17 protein-coding genes and 1 tRNA gene are annotated in these 16,670 nt (G+C 62.9%); 10 read left to right on the top strand and 8 right to left on the bottom strand.

Annotation, left to right across the window (positions count from 1 at the left end; genetic code table 11):
* Window positions 1-45: 45 nt before the first annotated feature.
* A complete protein-coding gene (locus N1058_RS10865; protein ID WP_265517553.1) occupies window positions 46-942 on the bottom strand; it encodes a peptidylprolyl isomerase in 897 nt (298 codons plus the stop codon).
* A gap of 279 nt (window positions 943-1,221) precedes the next feature.
* Here N1058_RS10865 and secA point away from each other — a divergent pair, with 279 nt between their 5' ends.
* Window positions 1,222-3,948 carry a preprotein translocase subunit SecA gene (gene secA / locus N1058_RS10870; protein ID WP_265517876.1) on the top strand — a complete coding sequence of 909 codons (2,727 nt, stop codon included), beginning with the start codon at window positions 1,222-1,224 and terminating at the stop codon, window positions 3,946-3,948.
* A 149-nt stretch (window positions 3,949-4,097) separates the two neighbouring features.
* On the opposite strand, the gene N1058_RS10875 is transcribed toward secA, so the two are convergent.
* Window positions 4,098-4,415, bottom strand: coding sequence for a hypothetical protein (locus tag N1058_RS10875; RefSeq protein ID WP_265517554.1), 318 nt, complete (start codon window positions 4,413-4,415; stop codon window positions 4,098-4,100).
* A 110-nt stretch (window positions 4,416-4,525) separates the two neighbouring features.
* Here N1058_RS10875 and N1058_RS10880 point away from each other — a divergent pair, with 110 nt between their 5' ends.
* Together N1058_RS10880 and N1058_RS10885 are read left to right on the top strand one after the other, a co-directional pair.
* Window positions 4,526-5,938, top strand: coding sequence for a lipopolysaccharide biosynthesis protein (locus tag N1058_RS10880; RefSeq protein WP_265517555.1), 1,413 nt, complete (start codon window positions 4,526-4,528; stop codon window positions 5,936-5,938).
* Entirely contained in the window at window positions 5,938-7,218 is a 1,281-nt protein-coding gene (locus N1058_RS10885; RefSeq protein ID WP_265517556.1) for a GNAT family N-acetyltransferase, read from the top strand. The genes N1058_RS10880 and N1058_RS10885 overlap by 1 nt, the downstream gene beginning before the upstream one ends.
* A 5-nt stretch (window positions 7,219-7,223) precedes the next feature.
* On the opposite strand, the gene N1058_RS10890 is transcribed toward N1058_RS10885, so the two are convergent.
* Window positions 7,224-8,864 (bottom strand): acyl-CoA synthetase, encoded by a 1,641-nt coding sequence (locus N1058_RS10890; protein ID WP_265517557.1) that lies wholly within the window; start codon window positions 8,862-8,864, stop codon window positions 7,224-7,226.
* Window positions 8,865-8,896: 32 nt separating this feature from the next.
* Window positions 8,897-8,981 (bottom strand) — tRNA-Leu (locus N1058_RS10895).
* A 345-nt stretch (window positions 8,982-9,326) separates the two neighbouring features.
* Between N1058_RS10895 and N1058_RS10900 the strand changes: the two genes are divergently transcribed.
* Together N1058_RS10900 and N1058_RS10905 are read left to right on the top strand one after the other, a co-directional pair.
* Window positions 9,327-9,908 carry a YqaA family protein gene (locus N1058_RS10900; protein WP_265517558.1) on the top strand — a complete coding sequence of 194 codons (582 nt, stop codon included), beginning with the start codon at window positions 9,327-9,329 and terminating at the stop codon, window positions 9,906-9,908.
* 7 nt (window positions 9,909-9,915) lie between these two features.
* Window positions 9,916-10,419 (top strand): disulfide bond formation protein B, encoded by a 504-nt coding sequence (locus N1058_RS10905; RefSeq protein WP_265517559.1) that lies wholly within the window; start codon window positions 9,916-9,918, stop codon window positions 10,417-10,419.
* 11 nt (window positions 10,420-10,430) lie between these two features.
* Here the strand turns inward: N1058_RS10905 and N1058_RS10910 are convergent, their stop codons facing one another.
* Both N1058_RS10910 and N1058_RS10915 read right to left on the bottom strand, forming a co-directional pair.
* Complete coding sequence (locus tag N1058_RS10910; RefSeq protein ID WP_265517560.1) at window positions 10,431-10,988, bottom strand: HNH endonuclease; 558 nt, start codon at window positions 10,986-10,988, stop codon at window positions 10,431-10,433.
* A gap of 162 nt (window positions 10,989-11,150) precedes the next feature.
* Window positions 11,151-11,795 (bottom strand): DNA-3-methyladenine glycosylase family protein, encoded by a 645-nt coding sequence (locus N1058_RS10915; RefSeq protein ID WP_265517561.1) that lies wholly within the window; start codon window positions 11,793-11,795, stop codon window positions 11,151-11,153.
* Window positions 11,796-11,871: 76 nt separating this feature from the next.
* Between N1058_RS10915 and gluQRS the strand changes: the two genes are divergently transcribed.
* Window positions 11,872-12,759, top strand: a complete 888-nt coding sequence (gene gluQRS / locus N1058_RS10920) for a tRNA glutamyl-Q(34) synthetase GluQRS (RefSeq protein ID WP_265517562.1) — start codon at window positions 11,872-11,874, stop codon at window positions 12,757-12,759.
* Between the two features lie 3 nt (window positions 12,760-12,762).
* Here gluQRS and N1058_RS10925 read toward each other — a convergent pair whose 3' ends face one another.
* Window positions 12,763-13,053, bottom strand: a complete 291-nt coding sequence (locus N1058_RS10925) for a hypothetical protein (RefSeq protein ID WP_265517563.1) — start codon at window positions 13,051-13,053, stop codon at window positions 12,763-12,765.
* Window positions 13,054-13,179: 126 nt separating this feature from the next.
* Between N1058_RS10925 and N1058_RS10930 the strand changes: the two genes are divergently transcribed.
* Window positions 13,180-14,085, top strand: a complete 906-nt coding sequence (locus N1058_RS10930) for a DMT family transporter (protein ID WP_265517564.1) — start codon at window positions 13,180-13,182, stop codon at window positions 14,083-14,085.
* Here N1058_RS10930 and N1058_RS10935 read toward each other — a convergent pair.
* Complete coding sequence (locus N1058_RS10935; protein ID WP_265517565.1) at window positions 14,039-14,896, bottom strand: YihY/virulence factor BrkB family protein; 858 nt, start codon at window positions 14,894-14,896, stop codon at window positions 14,039-14,041. The genes N1058_RS10930 and N1058_RS10935 overlap by 47 nt on opposite strands.
* A gap of 83 nt (window positions 14,897-14,979) precedes the next feature.
* Between N1058_RS10935 and N1058_RS10940 the strand changes: the two genes are divergently transcribed.
* Genes N1058_RS10940 through N1058_RS10950 form a run of 3 tightly spaced genes read left to right on the top strand, consistent with a single transcriptional unit; the run spans window position 14,980 to window position 16,658 of the window.
* A complete protein-coding gene (locus N1058_RS10940) occupies window positions 14,980-15,816 on the top strand; it encodes an SDR family oxidoreductase (RefSeq protein WP_265517566.1) in 837 nt (278 codons plus the stop codon).
* Between the two features lie 57 nt (window positions 15,817-15,873).
* Window positions 15,874-16,074 carry a twin transmembrane helix small protein gene (locus tag N1058_RS10945; protein ID WP_265517567.1) on the top strand — a complete coding sequence of 67 codons (201 nt, stop codon included), beginning with the start codon at window positions 15,874-15,876 and terminating at the stop codon, window positions 16,072-16,074.
* A gap of 5 nt (window positions 16,075-16,079) precedes the next feature.
* A complete protein-coding gene (locus N1058_RS10950; RefSeq protein ID WP_265517568.1) occupies window positions 16,080-16,658 on the top strand; it encodes a cob(I)yrinic acid a,c-diamide adenosyltransferase in 579 nt (192 codons plus the stop codon).
* The last annotated feature ends 12 nt before the right edge of the window (window positions 16,659-16,670 follow it).

A 16,670-nucleotide genomic window follows, 5' to 3' on the forward strand; every position in this document is an offset into this window, starting at 1 on the left:
GCGGGCAAGCGCGGCTTTATGTGGATGCAACCGGGCTCGTGCGCCTTACTGCTGGCCCTGTGCCGCCGGGGCGGCCTTGCCGAGTTGCTGCTGGAGCAGGGCGTCGACCGATGCCTTCAATTCCTCATTCGGAATGTCGACCTCGGCGCCCTCGCGCATGGCGCCCAGCTTCTCGATGTATTTCTCGCGCAGGAGCATTGACTTGATCTGGTTCTGCACCTGCTCGAATGCCGGCGGCTGCTGCTGGCGGCGGTCTTCGACCTTGATCACGTGATAACCGAACTGCGACTTGACCGGCTCCTTGGTGAACTCGCCCGGCTCAAGTGCGAACGCAGCTTCCTCGAATTCGGGAACCATGCGCCCCTTGGTGAAGTAGCCGAGATCGCCGCCCTCGCTGGCCGACCCGTCGCTCGACTTCTCCTTGGCAATTTCGGCGAAATCGCCGCCTTCCTCAAGTTGCTGGATGATGGCTTTGGCTTCTTCTTCCGTCGCCACGAGGATGTGGCGCGCCTGCACCTCTTCCGGAGGGTTCATCTTGGCGACTTCCTCATCGTAGCGCGCGCGCACGGCCTCATCGGAAATCTCCTGAACTACGTTCTGGTCGATATAGGCGCTGTGCAAGGCGCGCTGGCGGAGAAAGTCCATCCGCTTCTGGAAGTCCTCGCTCTCGTCGAGGCCCTGCTCGTCGGCTTCATTGGCGAAGAGGCGAACGTCGATGACAGCCGAAAGCGCGGCGGCCCGGCGCTGTTCCTCGGGCAATTGCGCGAACTGCGGATCGAGCTCCTGTTCGGCCAGGGCGATGTCGGCCGCCGTGATGGGCTCGCCATTCAGCGTGGCGACAACTTCCTCCTCCTGCGCGAAAGCCGGCGCGGAAAGAAGGGCAGCGATCAAGGCTGCAGCACCGGCATGGGCGCGCAGAGATTGGCGGAAGAGTCGTTTCATGAGAAAATTCTCCGTTCATGCGTATACGGCTTGGGCCCGAAACAATAGGGCAGCGATCCAAACCATCCAGAAATATGGCGGAATTTTGCGCCTTGGCAGCGCATTCGCACAAAGTTGACATCGCAGGTGGCCCCTCTTATCTCTCCTTCGACTTCCCGTCCAGAATCCATTTCCGGGCGCCCTTTTTGGCCAACTGGCTGCAACGGCCCGTGCTGGCGGATCAAACCTTATCGGACCGGCGGAAACCGCCGGCATACCGTGAACTGAAAGGACCACATGATGGTCAGCCTCGGCGGCATAGCCCGCAAGATTTTCGGCTCATCGAACGACCGCCGTGTCAACGGCTTGCGCCCGCGCGCCGAGGCCGTCGGCGCCCTCGAGCCGGAAATGCAGGCGCTGTCGGACGAGGCCTTGCGTGCCAAGACAGACGAGTTCCGCCAGCAATTGGCCGACGGCAAGAGCATCGACGATCTTCTTGTGCCCGCCTTCGCAGTGGTCCGCGAGGCATCAAGGCGTGTTCTCGGCATGCGGCCCTTCGACGTGCAGCTCATCGGCGGCATGGTCCTGCATGAAGGCTCCATCTCCGAGATGAAAACGGGCGAAGGCAAGACCCTGGTCGCCACCCTTCCCGTCTATCTCAACGCGCTTGCCGGCGATGGCGTCCATGTCGTCACCGTCAACGACTACCTGGCCCGCCGCGATTCCGAATGGATGGGCCGCCTCTACGGTTTCCTGGGGCTGACCACGGGCGTCATCGTCCACGGCATGTCCGACGACGAGCGCCGCGCGGCCTATGGCTGCGACGTCACCTACGCCACCAATAACGAGCTCGGCTTCGACTATCTGCGCGACAACATGAAATATGAGCGCGGCCAGATGGTCCAGCGCGGCCACAATTTCGCGATCGTCGACGAGGTGGACTCCATCCTGATCGACGAGGCGCGCACGCCGCTGATCATTTCTGGTCCGCTCGACGACCGCTCGGATCTCTACACCAAGATCGATGCCCTTATCCCCCAGTTGGAGGAAGGCGATTACGAGATCGACGAAAAGCAGCGTACGGCGACCTTCACCGAGGAAGGCACCGACAAGGTCGAGCGACTGCTGCGGGCCGAGGACCTTTTCAAGGGCGACTCGCTCTACGACATCGAGAATGTCGCGATCGTCCATCACCTCAACAACGCCTTGAAGGCGCACAAGCTCTTCCAGCGTGACAAGGATTACATCGTCCGCGATGGCGATCTCGTCATCATCGACGAGTTTACCGGCCGCATGATGCCGGGGCGCCGCTACTCCGAAGGGCTGCATCAGGCGCTCGAGGCCAAGGAGCACGTCAAGATCCAGCCCGAGAACCAGACGCTCGCCTCCATCACCTTCCAGAACTACTTCCGCATGTACGACAAGCTGGCCGGCATGACCGGCACGGCTTCCACGGAAGCTGAGGAGTTCGGCAATATCTATGGCCTCGACGTGGTCGAGATTCCGACCAACCTGCCGATCCAGCGCCTGGACGAGGATGACGAGGTCTACCGGACGGTCGAGGAGAAGTACAAGGCGATCGTCCGCGAGATCAAGGAAGCCAGCGCCAAGGGCCAGCCCATCCTCGTCGGCACCACCTCGATCGAAAAGTCCGAGTTCCTCGCCGAGCGACTGCGCCAGGAGGGTCTGAAGGACTTCGAGGTCCTCAACGCCCGCCACCATGAGCGCGAGGCCGCTATCGTCGCCCAGGCCGGCAAGCCGGGTGCCGTCACCATCGCCACCAACATGGCCGGCCGCGGCACCGACATCCAGCTTGGCGGCAACCCGGACATGCGCATCGCCGACGAACTGGGCGACATGCCCGATGGTCCGGAGCGTCAGGCCAAGGAGCAGGCGATTCGCGAGGATGTGCAACGGCTCAAGGAAAAGGCGATCGCCGCCGGCGGCCTTTATGTCCTGGCCACCGAGCGGCACGAAAGCCGCCGCATCGACAACCAGCTTCGCGGTCGCTCCGGCCGCCAGGGCGACCCTGGCCGTTCGAAATTCTACCTGTCGCTCCAGGACGACCTGATGCGCATCTTCGGCTCCGACCGCATGGACGGAATGCTGCAGAAGCTGGGTCTCAAGGAAGACGAGGCCATCGTCCACCCCTGGATCAACAAGGCGCTGGAAAAGGCGCAGAAGAAAGTCGAGGCGCGCAACTTCGACATCCGCAAGAACCTGCTCAAATTCGACGACGTGATGAACGACCAGCGCAAGGTGGTCTTCGAGCAGCGCATCGAGCTGATGGACGGCGAGAACCTTTCGGAAACGGTCGCCGAAATGCGCCAGGATGTGATTGATGATCTGGTAGCCCGCCATATCCCCGAGAAAGCCTATGCGGAACAGTGGGATATCGAAGGCCTCAAGGAAAGCATCCTGCGCGACCTCAATCTCGACCTCCCGGTGGGCGAGTGGGCTCAGGAAGAAGGCATCGCCGAGGACGATATCCGTGAGCGCCTGACCGAAGCGGCCGACAAGGCCGCCGCCGAGCGCGCCGAGCGTTTCGGCCCCGACATCATGACCTATGTCGAGAAATCCATCCTCCTGCAGACGCTCGACCATCTGTGGCGGGAGCACCTGGTCAATCTCGACCATCTGCGTTCGGTCGTCGGTTTCCGCGGCTATGCCCAGCGCGATCCGCTGAACGAATACAAGACCGAGGCTTTCGAGCTGTTCCAGGCCATGCTCAGCAATTTGCGCCAAGCCGTTACGGCGCAGCTCATGCGGGTGGAGCTGGTGCGCGAAGCCGCCGAGGCGCCGCCGCCCCAGGCCCCCGCGATGGAGGCCCATCACCTGGATGGCACCACCGGCAACGACGAATTCGGCGAAGACACGATGACCCTGTCACGCGTAGAAACCGGCGTCGTTCCCGCCGAAGAGCGCGATCCCAAAAATCCCGCGACATGGGGCAAGGTCGGCCGCAACGAGCCCTGCCCCTGCGGCTCCGGCAAGAAATACAAGCATTGCCACGGGGCGTTCGCTTAGAGGGTTTCCAGAATAAGTTGACAGACTTATTCGGTTGGGAAACCCGACCAAACAAGGAGTTGAGCCGCGATTTTGATTCTATCAAAATCGAAAAGGCTCTAGAAGCGTCGTACGAAGGTGTCGGTTCGTCATCCCGGAAGCCCAAAGGGCTATCCGGGACCTATTGGAAGAACATCGCAGGGCACGGCCCCTCTGAGCTTGTTGAAGGGCCTTGTCCGAGCGCACTTCAGCACCGGCAGCCCTTTCTGCGGGAACCGGCCGCGGGCGCCCTCTTCCTCCTCCGCCAGCGCGATGACGTTGCCGATCGGCGCCAAGCCCATGCTGTTCATGTGCTTGCAGCCGAGCGCGATGTCGATGCGCATGGCGATTATCCCGGCGTCATGCCCGCGCAAATCGCTCTGCCTCTCGATGCCGATTTCCTCCAGATAGGTCACCATTTTCGGCCCGGTCGAATGGGCGCGGAGCATCTTGCGCCTCTCCTCGTCACTGATCGGCCGATCCTCCCGCCGAACCGTTTCTTAAAGACTTTCCATTAGAGACCGCGCGTATAACGGCCGATGAAAGCGGAGTGTATTGAGTGCGCTTTTCTGCAGCAACGACTGCTGAACGCCTCTTGCCAGGGGGGCTGGCGCGGCGCGCGCAACCGTGGGCGGCTCGGATAGACCGGCTCGTCTTCACCGAGGACGCGCGAAGCCAGGCTGGCCGCATGTCGCTGATCGCCTTCAGCCTGCGCATCGTCAATGCCGTCATCGCCTTCGTCAGCCAGGTGCTGCTTGCCCGCTATATGGGCGGCTTCGAATACGGCATCTTCGTGCTGGTCTGGGTGACCATGATCATCCTCGGCAACATCTCCTGCCTCGGTTTCCATACGTCGATTATCCGTTTCGTACCCGAATACCGGGCCACCGGCATGATCCCCGAACTGCGTGGCATCCTGCGCACGAGCCGGATTTTCGTGCTGGCCTCGTCTACGGTGTTCGCGCTGGCCGGCGCCGCCGGTATCTGGTGGTTCGAGCCGGCTATCGAGCACTACTACGTAGTCCCCTTCTATCTCGGCCTCATCTGCCTGCCGATGATCGCGCTCAGCGATCAGCTCCAGGGCATCGCGCGGGCGAACTCCTGGGCGCTTTGGGCGATGGCTCCCACCTATCTGATGCGGCCGGTGCTCATCCTGCTCTTCCTCTGGGCCATGCATTTGGCCGGCTACGATCCGGACGCCACGGGTGCCGTCATCGCGGCGATCCTCGCTACCTATCTCACCACGATTTCGCAGCTTCTCACCATGGGGACGCGGCAAAAGCATCGCCTGCCGCCCGCCCAGCCACGCTTTCTCGTGCGCCTGTGGGTGCAGGTTTCCCTGCCTATCTTTTTGGTGGAAAGCTTCTACTTCCTGCTTACCAATGCCGACGTTCTGATGGTCGGGCGGTTCATGCAGCCGACGGACGTCGCCGTCTACTACGCCACGGTCAAGACGCTGGCCCTCGTCCACTTCGTCTATTTCGCGGTCAAGGCGGGGGTTGCCTCGCGCTATGCGGCCTTCATCCATGGCGGCGAGCGCCAGGCGCTGGAGAATTTCGCCCGCGAGACCGTCAACTGGACCTTCTGGCCTTCGCTTTTCATGGGCATCTTCGTGCTCCTGGTGGGCAAACCGATCCTCACCCTGTTCGGGCCTGGATTCGACGCCGGCTACCCCTTGCTGTTCCTGCTGGTTGCCGCGGTTGTCGGCCGCTCCGCCGTGGGACCCGCTGAAAGCATGCTCACCATGAGTGGCCACCAGAATGTCTGCGCCGGCATCTATGCCGTAACCCTGGCGATCAATATCGGCCTCAATATCCTGCTGATCCCGGTTCTGGGCCTGTGGGGCGCGGCACTCGCCACGGCCATCGCCATGATATTCGAGGCCACGGCGCTCGCCTTCATCGTCTGGCGGAAGCTCGGCATCGTGATGGCGGTTTTTCTGCCTGTTCGCACGCAAACGGAGATAGGCTGATGGCGGCAACGCCCTTGATCGAAGAAGTCGGTGGCTCCGCTTCAGGGGCCATGATAGGCGAGCTTGCCGGCCTGAAGGACATCACGACTGAGGGCGCGGAGATGGAGCTCTCTGCCCATGGCCGTCCCCAGCGCAAGCTCGCCGTCTACGCCGCCACCGCGGGCTTCGAGCTGGTCGAGGAACTGGACCATCTCTGCGCCCGCGCCATCGAGCCCAATATCTTCTTCAATCCCCGCTTCCTCGCCCCGGCGATGCCCAGGCTGGAGGATCGCGAGGTACGGCTGGCCGTCGTCCGCGACGGCACCGAAGACAAGAACCGCCTGCGTCTGCTCGTGCCCTTTTCCGTCGAAAAGCCAGCCATTCCGCTGGGCGTAACCGTCATGCGGACATGGTCGAACCCGTTCGGCCCTCTCGGCACCCCTTTGGTCGACTGCGACGATCCGGTCGGTGTGCTGGAGGACTTCTTCGCGATGCTCGCGCGCCCTCATCTGCGCCTGCCCAAGGTGCTGGTCCTGCCCGAAACACGGCTCGACGGCCCCTTTGCCACCGCTTTGCGTTCGGTCGCCGAGACCAGGAACCTGCCGCTGATAACCGCCAACGAGATTGAAAGACCGTTCCTCGAATCGCACCTTGAAGGCGACGACTACCTGCGCAACAGCCTGAGGTCGCACCACTTCCGCGAGTTTCGCCGGTTGAAGAAGCGGCTGGCGGAACATGGCAGGCTTGAGTACACGATCGCGCGCCAGCCCGGCGAGATCCGCCACGGCATAGAAACCTTCCTCACGCTGGAAGCGTCCGGCTGGAAGGGACGCGAGCGCACGGCCATGGCTACCGACAGGTATCGCGCGGCCTTCGCCCGCGAAGCCGTCGACCGGCTGGCCGAGCGCGATCTCTGCCGCATCCATACGTTTACACTGGACGGAAAACCCATTGCATGCCTGGTTGTCTTCGTAGAGGCGGGCAGGGCCTACACTTGGAAGACGGCTTATGACGAGGCCTACGCCGCCTACTCGCCGGGCGCATTGCTGGTCATTGAGCTGACCAGGAACCATCTCGACGATCCGAACATCATCGCCACCGATTCCTGCGCGGTGCCGGATCATCCGGTCATGAGCCGCCTATGGTCGGAGCGGCGCGCGCTCGGCACCTTCGTGATCGGCCTCACCCCCGGCGCGGAAAAACTCGCGCACCAGGCCGCGGGGCAGCTCCAATTTCACCGCGAGGCCCGCAACGTGCTGCGGCTCATCCGCAGCCGTGTTCGCCGTCTCGTCCGGCGGTAGCGAAGCTATTCTGCAAGTCCGGCTTCGCGACGGGCCCTATCACGGAAAATGCGGCGAATGACCTTACCGGTCGTGGTCAGCGGCATGGAATCCACGAACTCCACCTCTCGCGGATATTCATGCGCCGAAAGCCGTTCCCGCACGAAGGAGCGAATCTCGTTCGCCAGCGCCTCGTCGCCGGAAAAGCCGGGCTTCAGCACCACATAGGCCTTGACGATTTCGGTGCGCATGGGATCGGGCTTGCCCACTGCGGCGGCAAGCTGGATTGCGGGATGGCCGGTCAGGCAGTCCTCGATCTCGGATGGCCCGATGCGATAGCCGGACGAAGTGATGACGTCATCGTCGCGGCCGACGAAATGGACGTAACCGTCCGCGTCGATCATGCCCTGGTCGCCGGTGGTCATCCAATCGCTGATGAACTTCTTCCCCGTTGCCTCGGGATTTTGCCAATATTCCAGGAACATCACCGGATCGGGCCGGCTGACCGCGATTTGGCCCGCTTCGCCCACAGGCAGCGCGCGCCCTTCCGCATCGATGACCGCCACCTGGTGGCCCGGCACCGGCTTGCCGATGGCCCCGCCCCGGCTGACCCCGAGCGCCGCACAGGATGACAGGACGATGTTACACTCGGTCTGGCCGTAAAACTCGTTGATGGTGACGCCGAGAGCCCCGCGCGCCCATTCATAGGTTTCCCTCCCGAGCGATTCGCCGCCGGAAGCCACGGACCGCAGGTCCAGGTCGAAGCGTTCACTGATATCGGGCACCGATTTCAGCATCCTGAGCGCGGTTGGCGGGATGAAAGCGTTGCGCACCTTTATGCGTTCCATCAGGCCGAGCGCTGCCTCGGCTTCGAATTTTTCGAACCGCCCCGCCACGACCGGCAGGCCGAAATAAAGACCCGGAAGCAGAATGTTCAGCAAGCCGCCGGCCCAGGCCCAGTCCGCCGGCGTCCATAGAAGATCACCTGGCTGTGGCAGGAATTCATGGTGGAACTGCACGCCCGGCAGATGCCCCAGCAGCACGCGATGCCCGTGCAGCGCGCCCTTCGGCGGCCCGGTCGTGCCCGAGGTGAAGATCATCATCGCCGGATCGTCGGGACCGGTCTCGACCGCTTCGAAATCCGCATCGGCGTCGGCGATCAGCCGGTGGAAATCCCGTGCCTCCCGGTCCGCGCCGTCGACCGAGATGATCGCTTCGAGCCCGCTGATGCGGCCGGCGACGGCCCGCACCTTCGCCAGCCCCGCCTCGTTTGTGACGACCGCCCTCACCCCGGCCGTCTGCAGGCGGTACTCGAGCGCCTCCGTGCCGAAGAGCAGCGCCAACGGCACGGCGACCGCGCCCAGCTTGTAGATGGCGGCATGCGCGATGACCGTCTCGAAGGATTGCGGCAGGAGAAGCGCCACCCGATCCCCCCGCGCCACGCCCAGGCCCCGCAGCGCGGCCGCAAACCCGTTCGACTGCCGCGCCAGCGCCGCAAAGGTCATGCTGCCGGGCTCGCCGTCGGGCCTGTAGTCGTAGAGCGCGATCCTGTCGGGCGCTATGCGCGCCCAATGATCGCTGATCGCCGTGCCGATATTAAAGGATGGGGGCAGCTTCCACCGGAAGTCCCTGTACAGCGCATCATAGCTATCACGCCGCTCGAGCATCGATGGCAGAGGGCTCTCCCAACCCGGTCAAATGGTGCCCCTGGCCGGACTCGAACCAGCACTCCTTGCGGAAACCGATTTTGAGTCGGTCGCGTCTACCAATTCCGCCACAGGGGCCCGAGGCCCCGATGGGGCCGGACAGGCTGCGGACTATACGGCGAACCCTATCGGCGTCAACCTGTGTCGCCACAGCATCGGCCCGAAAATCGGTTCCGATTTTCGCAAAGCATAATGTGCAGTTTCAAAGTGCCGGTTACGAACTGCGAACAGATGTGAAAAATGCCGCAATCCACGCCGTTGCGCCAGGTAAGGCGGACGGCTAGACATGCAGCGTCAGAGCCTGAATCGAAAAGTCGATCTGGCGTGGCGAAAATGGTGTTTTTCGAGCATTGGAGCGCAGGAAAACGCCACTTGCAGACCGCCAGAGTCACTTTCAGGTCAGGCTCGCACCGAGGATTGTCGATGCTTCGCAAGCTTTATGACTACACCATGTCGCTCGCCGCGACGCGGCACGCCGAAAAGGGCCTGGCGACGGTTTCCTTCGTCGAGAGCTCTGTCTTCCCCATTCCGCCCGACGTGCTGCTTATTCCGATGGTACTTGCCGAGCGCGCCAAATGGCTGCGCTACGCCTTCATCTGCACCCTTGCCTCCGTTGCCGGCGCCCTGCTCGGCTATGTCATCGGCGCATTCCTCTACGAAGCCGTGGGCCAGCCGATCCTGGCCTTCTACGGCAAGGAGGATGCGTTCGAACAGGCTGCCGAATGGTACAACCGCTGGGGCGGCTGGGGCGTGCTGTTTGCCGCAGTGACGCCTTTCCCTTACAAAGTGCTGACGATATTTTCAGGCGCCACAGGCCTCAGCCTGCCGGTGTTCATTCTCGTATCGATCATTGGCCGCGGCTTGCGCTTCTATTTCGTCGCCTGGCTGCTTTTCCGTTTCGGTCCGCCGGTCCGCAGCTTCATCGAAAAGAACCTTGGCCTTCTTTTCACCGCCTTCATGGTTTTGCTCATCGGCGGTTTCGTTGCCGTCCGCTACGTATTCTGAGGCTTTGATGTCGATTACCGCGCCCACCGGCAAATTCCATACGTTCACCGCTGCGCTTCTTGCCGCTGGAATGACTGCCACCGTCGGCACCGCCCTCGCCTTCGAGCACATTGGCGGCTTCATTCCCTGCAAGCTGTGCCTGGAACAGCGCGTTCCCTATTATGTCGGCATCCCGCTCATGCTGCTGGCGCTGGCCTCGTCGGCCGTCAAGCTGCCCGGCGTGCTCACGCGGGGCCTGCTGCTCGCTGGCGCTTTGCTAATGATCTGGGGGCTCTATCTCGGCGTCTATCATTCCGGCGCCGAATGGGGTTTCTGGCCGGGACCCGCCGATTGCGGAGCGGTCGCCAGCCCTTCGACCAGCGGCAGCCTGTTGGATCAGCTCAACGCCTATATTCCGCCGTCATGCGATGAGGCTGCAGGCCGCTTCCTCGGCCTTTCCTTCGCCGGCTGGAACGTGGTCGCAAGCGCCATCCTGTCGGCAATCGCGTTGCGCGGCGCGTTCAAGCGCTGACACCGCGGCCGTCACGGCTCCAGTTCGACATCCCAGTAGAGATAGTCCATCCAGCTTTCGTGCAGATAGTTCGGCGGAAAAAGCCGGCCGTTATTGTGCAGGTCGTGGACGGTCGGCCGGAAAGGCTTCTGCTGCGGCCACATCCTCGCCTTGACCGGCATCACCCCGCCTTTCCGCAAATTGCAGGGCGAACAGGCCGCCACCACATTCTCCCATGACGTGACCCCGCCCAGGCGCCGAGGCACCACATGATCGAAGGTCAAATCCTCATGGGCGCCGCAATACTGGCACTGGAAACGGTCTCGCAGGAAGACGTTGAATCGCGTAAAGGCGGGATAGCGCGAAGGCTTCACATAGGACTTCAGGCTGACGACGCTGGGAACCCGCATCGAAAAGGATGGCGAGGAGACTGCGTGCTCATACTCGGCGACGATGTTCACCCGGTCGAGGAACACGGCTTTGATGGCATCCTGCCACGACCACAGTGACAGGGGATAGTAGCTCAGCGGACGGTAGTCCGCATTCAACACCAGAGCGGGCATCCCGTCCGGCGAAACAGCGATCGTCACGTTCTTGAAGCTCCTTCGCTACGCAGATCGATCGAGACGGATACTGTAAGCAGGTGATGACAGGAATGTGAAGCGGTTATTAAGAATAATGACCCGGCAAAAGGTGCCATTTGGGCTGGCTTTTGCCGATTCTCAGCTCGATTTGGGGCCTTTTCAGCTCATTCAGCCCACCGCCAGCGCCTCGCGACCCCTCATTTCCCGGTAATAGGCCCAAAAAAGACGCGCCGCCACGGAGCGCCAGGGCCGCCATGATTCGGCCTCCAGCGCGAGCCGGCTCGCGTCGGGCCGCACCTCCCAACCGAGCGCTTGCGCCACTGCTGCCTGGAGCGCCACATCGCCTGCCGGAAACACATCGGCATGCCCCGCCGAGACAAGCAGATAGACCTGGGCGGTCCATGGCCCCACGCCGGGCAGCGCCGTCATCAGCGTGATCGCCTCCTCGGCTTGTAGCGCACAAAGCGCGTCGAGGTCGATCGCTCCGCCCGCGACATGCTCCGCCAAGCCGGTCATGGCCCGCTGCTTCGCCCTTGAAAGTCCAGCCTCGACGAGCGGCCCCTGGCCGGCGACGAGGAGGTTTTCGGCCGTCAGCGGATCGATCAGCCGGCACAGCCTGCCGAATATAGCGTCGGCGCTCGCCCGCGACACCTGCTGCGATACGATGATGGATGCAAGGCTGGCAAAGCCCGGCGCATTGCGCCTGAGCGGAATGTCGCCGGAGGCGCGGTGCACGGCGGCAAGGCGCCCGTCCAGCGCCACCAGGGCTTCAAGCCCGAGGGCGATGTCTTCGAGGGTTTCGATGCGCTGCATGGTGGTCCTTGCGTCCGGAGGCCGACGATCGTAGCAATCACCCCATGAGGCCCACAACCCGTTTCCGGCGACCTTGATGACAGTTCCTGTCTTCCGCTTCGCGCCAAGCTCCAACGGAGCCCTCCATCTGGGCCATGCCTATTCTGCGATGCTGAACTACCGGCTGGCGCGCAAGGCGGACGGGCGCTTTCTCCTGCGCATCGAAGACATCGACACGAGCCGGTGTTCGCCGGAACGGGAGCAGGCAATCTACAGGGATCTCGAATGGCTGGGCATCGAGTGGGAGCTGCCGGTGCGCCGCCAGTCGGATCACTTCGAGGACTACCGGGCAGCACTCGACCGGCTGGAAGATGCCAACCTCATCTACCCGTCCTTCATGACACGCGGCGACCTGCGCGCGTTCATCGCCGAGGCGGAGGCGGAAGGAACTCTCTGGCCCCGCGATCCCGACGGAGCACCGCTTTTCCCCTCCCTGGACCGCGAGCGCAGCCCGTCCGAACGAAAGCGGCTCATCGCGAACGGCGCGCCGTTCGCGTGGCGGCTGGACATTGAAAATGCTTGCGCAGCCCTCGGCCACGGCATCGACTGGGACGAAGAAGGCGCGGGACCGCAGGGACAGACTGGCCTCATCCCCGCCGACCCCCGCGCATGGGGCGACGTGGTCATCGCCCGCAAGGAAACGCCCACCAGCTACCACCTGGCCGTCACGGTGGACGATGCCGTGCAGGGCATTACCCACGTCGTGCGCGGCCGCGATCTCTTCTTCGCCACCGCCGTCCACCGCCTTATCCAGGAACTGATGGGCTTGCCCGTTCCCCGCTACCACCACCATGCCCTGATACGGGACCTGGATGGCCGAAAGCTGTCGAAGTCTCAGGGAGACACCGGCATCGCAGCGCTACGTCAGGCCGGCGCGACGCCAGCGGATATCGCAAGAATGGTGGGGTTGGACGAAGTGACCTGAGCGCTAAAGAAGCCTGAGCAGGGCCGACTTGATCAGCACGAGCACAAGCAGCACGACGAACGCGCCGCCCACCCCAGCCAGCACGGCGTCGAGCAGACTGTTGAAGCGGAGCCCGTGCCAGTTGGCCGCATAGACCGTGCCGAAGAATGCCGCCGTGATGACGACGGCGCTGCCCGCCACGCCAAAGCCAGCCTCCTTCATCACCGCATCCAGGGCCATTGAAAAGATGAAGGACAGCATTGCGACTGCCGCGATGGCAAACAGGAGCCAGGTGGAATCGAGCTTCATCAGCATGCGGTTGCCCCGTGCCGGCTGGTTCAAGTCAATGAACGTTCAGTGCCCTTGACACTGGCACGAAAAACTTTCGTTTTCCTTGCGCTCACAATGTTCACAAGAACCCGAAAACAGGAATATCCTGCCTTGGCCTCACTACCCCGCGCATCGAGCGTGGTCCCGGCGCTGTTCGTCGTCCTCTGGGCCACAGGCTTCATCGGCGCGCGCTATGCCATGCCATGGGCCGACCCGTTCACGTTCCTCTGGGTGCGCTTCGCCATCACCTTTGTTCTCCTGCTGGCGCTCATCCCTTTTCTCGGCGCAAGACGGCTTTCCGCGCGTGTGAGCGCACATGCGACGATCGCCGGGATGCTCATGCACGGGGTCTATCTCGGCGGCGTCTTCTGGGCGATCGCCCATGGGCTACCAGCCGGTCTGGCGGGCCTTATCATCGGCCTGCAGCCCATGCTGACGGCCATACTGGCCGGCGCCTTCATTGGCGAGAAGGTCAGTCCGCGTCACTGGCTGGGGCTCGTCGTCGGCCTGCTTGGCGTCGCCATCGTCCTTGCCCCAAAGCTCGGCGCGATCTCAGGCGGCGTCACGGCAGCGACCGTGACGGCAGGGCTGATCGCCGTCCTGGCCATGAGCGCGGGCACCGTCTGGCAGAAGCGCTTCGTCGTCAACGCCGACCTGATCTCCGGTGCACTGTGGCAATATGCCGGCGGCTGTACAGTCACCTTCATCGCCTCGCTGCTTCTGGAGGAGGGCCGCTTCGTCATAAACGGCGAACTGATCTTCGCCATGAGCTGGCTCGTGCTGGTCCTGTCGGTCGGCGCCATCTTCCTGCTGATGTTCCTGATCGAAAAAGGCGAGGTGGCGCGGGTGGCCTCGCTGTTCTACCTCGTGCCGGCCGTCACGGCCGTCATGGCCTGGTACCTGTTCGGCGAGACGCTGACCCTTGTGCAGATCGGTGGCATCGCCATCACCACCTTTGGCGTGGCGCTCTCTACGCTGCGTCTATCACGGCGCGCCGGGCTTCCCGGTAGCGCATGATGGCCGCGTTCAGCTCGCCACCAAGGATGAACATCGCCGAAAGTATGTACAGGAAGACCACGGCGATCATGATCGACGCCAGCCCGGCATAGGTGTTGGCATAGCTGCTGAAGCGGCTCAGATAGGCCGCGAAAAGGCTGGAACCGAGCAGCGAGCCCAGCAGCGTGAAGGCGATGCCGGGCAGCACGTCCAACACCGAACGCTTTCCTCCGGGAAGCCACAGATGCACCAGCACCAGCGCCAGCACCAGGATCGTCAGCGCGATCGCATAGCGCCAGAAGGTGATGGTGCCGGTATAAGGCGCGAGCCACTCCAGATTGTCGCTTGCGATCTGCAACACCACGGGCGCCACGACCAAAAGCAGACTGATGGTCAGGAAGCCTATCGTCGCCACCAGCACGTACAGCAGGCTCTGCATGCGCAGAAAGAATATCGAGCGCTCCTCGCGGACGCGGTAGGCCCGGTTGAGCGCGAGCCGCAGCGCCTCCACCCCGTTGGAGGCGAACACACCGGCCAGCACCACGCCGAAGGTGAGCACCCCTCCGCGCCGCACACCGAGCACATTGTGCACTTCCCTTGCGATCGGCTCGGCCACCTCATCCGGCCAGGTATCGAAAATGAGGTCGACGGCGTCCTCCGCATAGGCGTCCGCGCCCATGAAACTGGCCAGCGCCGTAGCAAAGATCAGAAAGGGAAACAGCGCCATGAGCGCCGAAATGGCCACATGGCTGGACATCGCCCAACCGTCGTCGGCATTGAAATGTCCGAAAGCATCTCTGCCGATGCGACGGATAGCCACGATGCTGCGCACGCTTCACCTCTCGATTGTTCCGTCTGCTCGAATATGTGAAAGACTTGGCTTATAGGCAACCAGCGCGGACAGGTCATCGAAAGATGGATTCGAAAAAGACGATAATCGTCACCGGTGCCTCGTCCGGCATCGGTGCCTGCTGCGCCCGCGCGCTGGCGAAGGAAGGCTGGCGCGTCTTCGCCACGGCGCGCAGGCCCGAAGATCTTGCCGCACTGGAAGAAGAGGACGGCATTGAAGCCTTCTATCTCGACTACCGCGACGCGAACTCGATCGAAGCGCTGGCGAAGGCCGTTCTGAAACGCACCGGCGGCTCGCTCGACGCGCTTTTCAACAACGGCGCCTACGCCCAACCCGGCGCCGTGGAAGACCTGCCCGTCGAAGCCCTGCGCGAGCAGTTCGAGGCAAATTTCTTCGGATGGCACGATTTGACAAGGCGGGTCCTGCCGGCGATGCGCGTCCAGGGCCACGGGCGTCTGGTGCATTGCTCCTCCATTCTGGGGCTGCTGCCGGTCAAGCATCGTGGCGCCTATGTAGCCTCCAAGCACGCGCTTGAGGGCCTGATGCTTTGCCAGCGCCAGGAGCTGGCGGGTACCGGGATCCACGTCTCCCTGATCGAACCCGGCCCGATCGATTCCCGCTTTGCCTCAAACGCGCTTGCCTGGTTCGAACGCAATATCGACCGCGACAACTCGCACTATCGCGACGACTATGAAGTCCAGCTCAGGCGTATGGGGTCGGGCGGGAGCCAATCGCTGATGAAGCTCGGCCCCGAAGCCGTTCACGCGGTTTTGCGCCACGCACTTCTTCACGCGCGCCCACGTCCGCACTATCTCGTCACCAAGCCGGCGAAGATCGGGGCTGCACTCAAGCGCCTCCTTCCTGCGGGCCTGTTCTATCGCTTCCTCTCCACCCAGGCATAAGGAAAACCGGCTTCAACGGCCCCTGGAATCGTCATAGCCACGAAAGAGACCGAGACCATGTCCACAGTCTTCAATATCCTCACCGTCCTTGTCATGATCGCGGTCGTATTCGTGCTGATCCGCGGCCTCGTCAACATGATGCGCGGCGGCTCCGCCAACACCTCGAACAAGCTGATGCAGGCGCGCGTGGCCTTGCAGTTCGTGGCTATCGTGCTCGTCGTGCTGGCAATGTACTATGCGCGCTACAAGGGTAGCTGACGGACATGGTGAAGCTGAACAAGATATATACGCGCACCGGCGACGATGGCACTACGGGACTTGGCACCGGCGAACGCCGGCTGAAGAGCGATCTGCGCGTCGCTTCCTACGGCACCGTGGACGAGGCCAATGCCTGCATCGGCATGGCGCGCCTGCACACTGCCTCCATGCCGCAGATCGACGCGATGCTGATGCGGGTTCAGAACGACATGTTCGATCTCGGCGCCGACCTGGCCACACCGGACACCGGCAAGGAACCCGCCTACGAGGCCTTGCGCATCGTTGCCTCGCAGGTCGAGCGCGTGGAGCGGGATATCGACACGCTCAACGCGCTTCTGTCGCCGCTCAAATCCTTCATCCTGCCCGGCGGCTCGCCTGCCGCCGCCCATCTGCATCTGGCGCGCACAGTGGCGCGCAGGGCCGAAAGGCTGATGATCGACCTATCGCGGCAACCTGACGAAACGGTTGGGCCCGAGGCCATCCGCTACATCAACCGCGTCTCCGACTTCCTGTTCGTGGCCGCCCGAGCCGTCAATGACAATGGCGCAAACGACGTGCTATGGGTTCCCGGTCAGAACCGCTAAGAGACTGTTTGA

Source organism: Nitratireductor luteus, assembly GCF_026162365.1.
Classification (GTDB): domain Bacteria; phylum Pseudomonadota; class Alphaproteobacteria; order Rhizobiales; family Rhizobiaceae; genus Chelativorans; species Chelativorans luteus.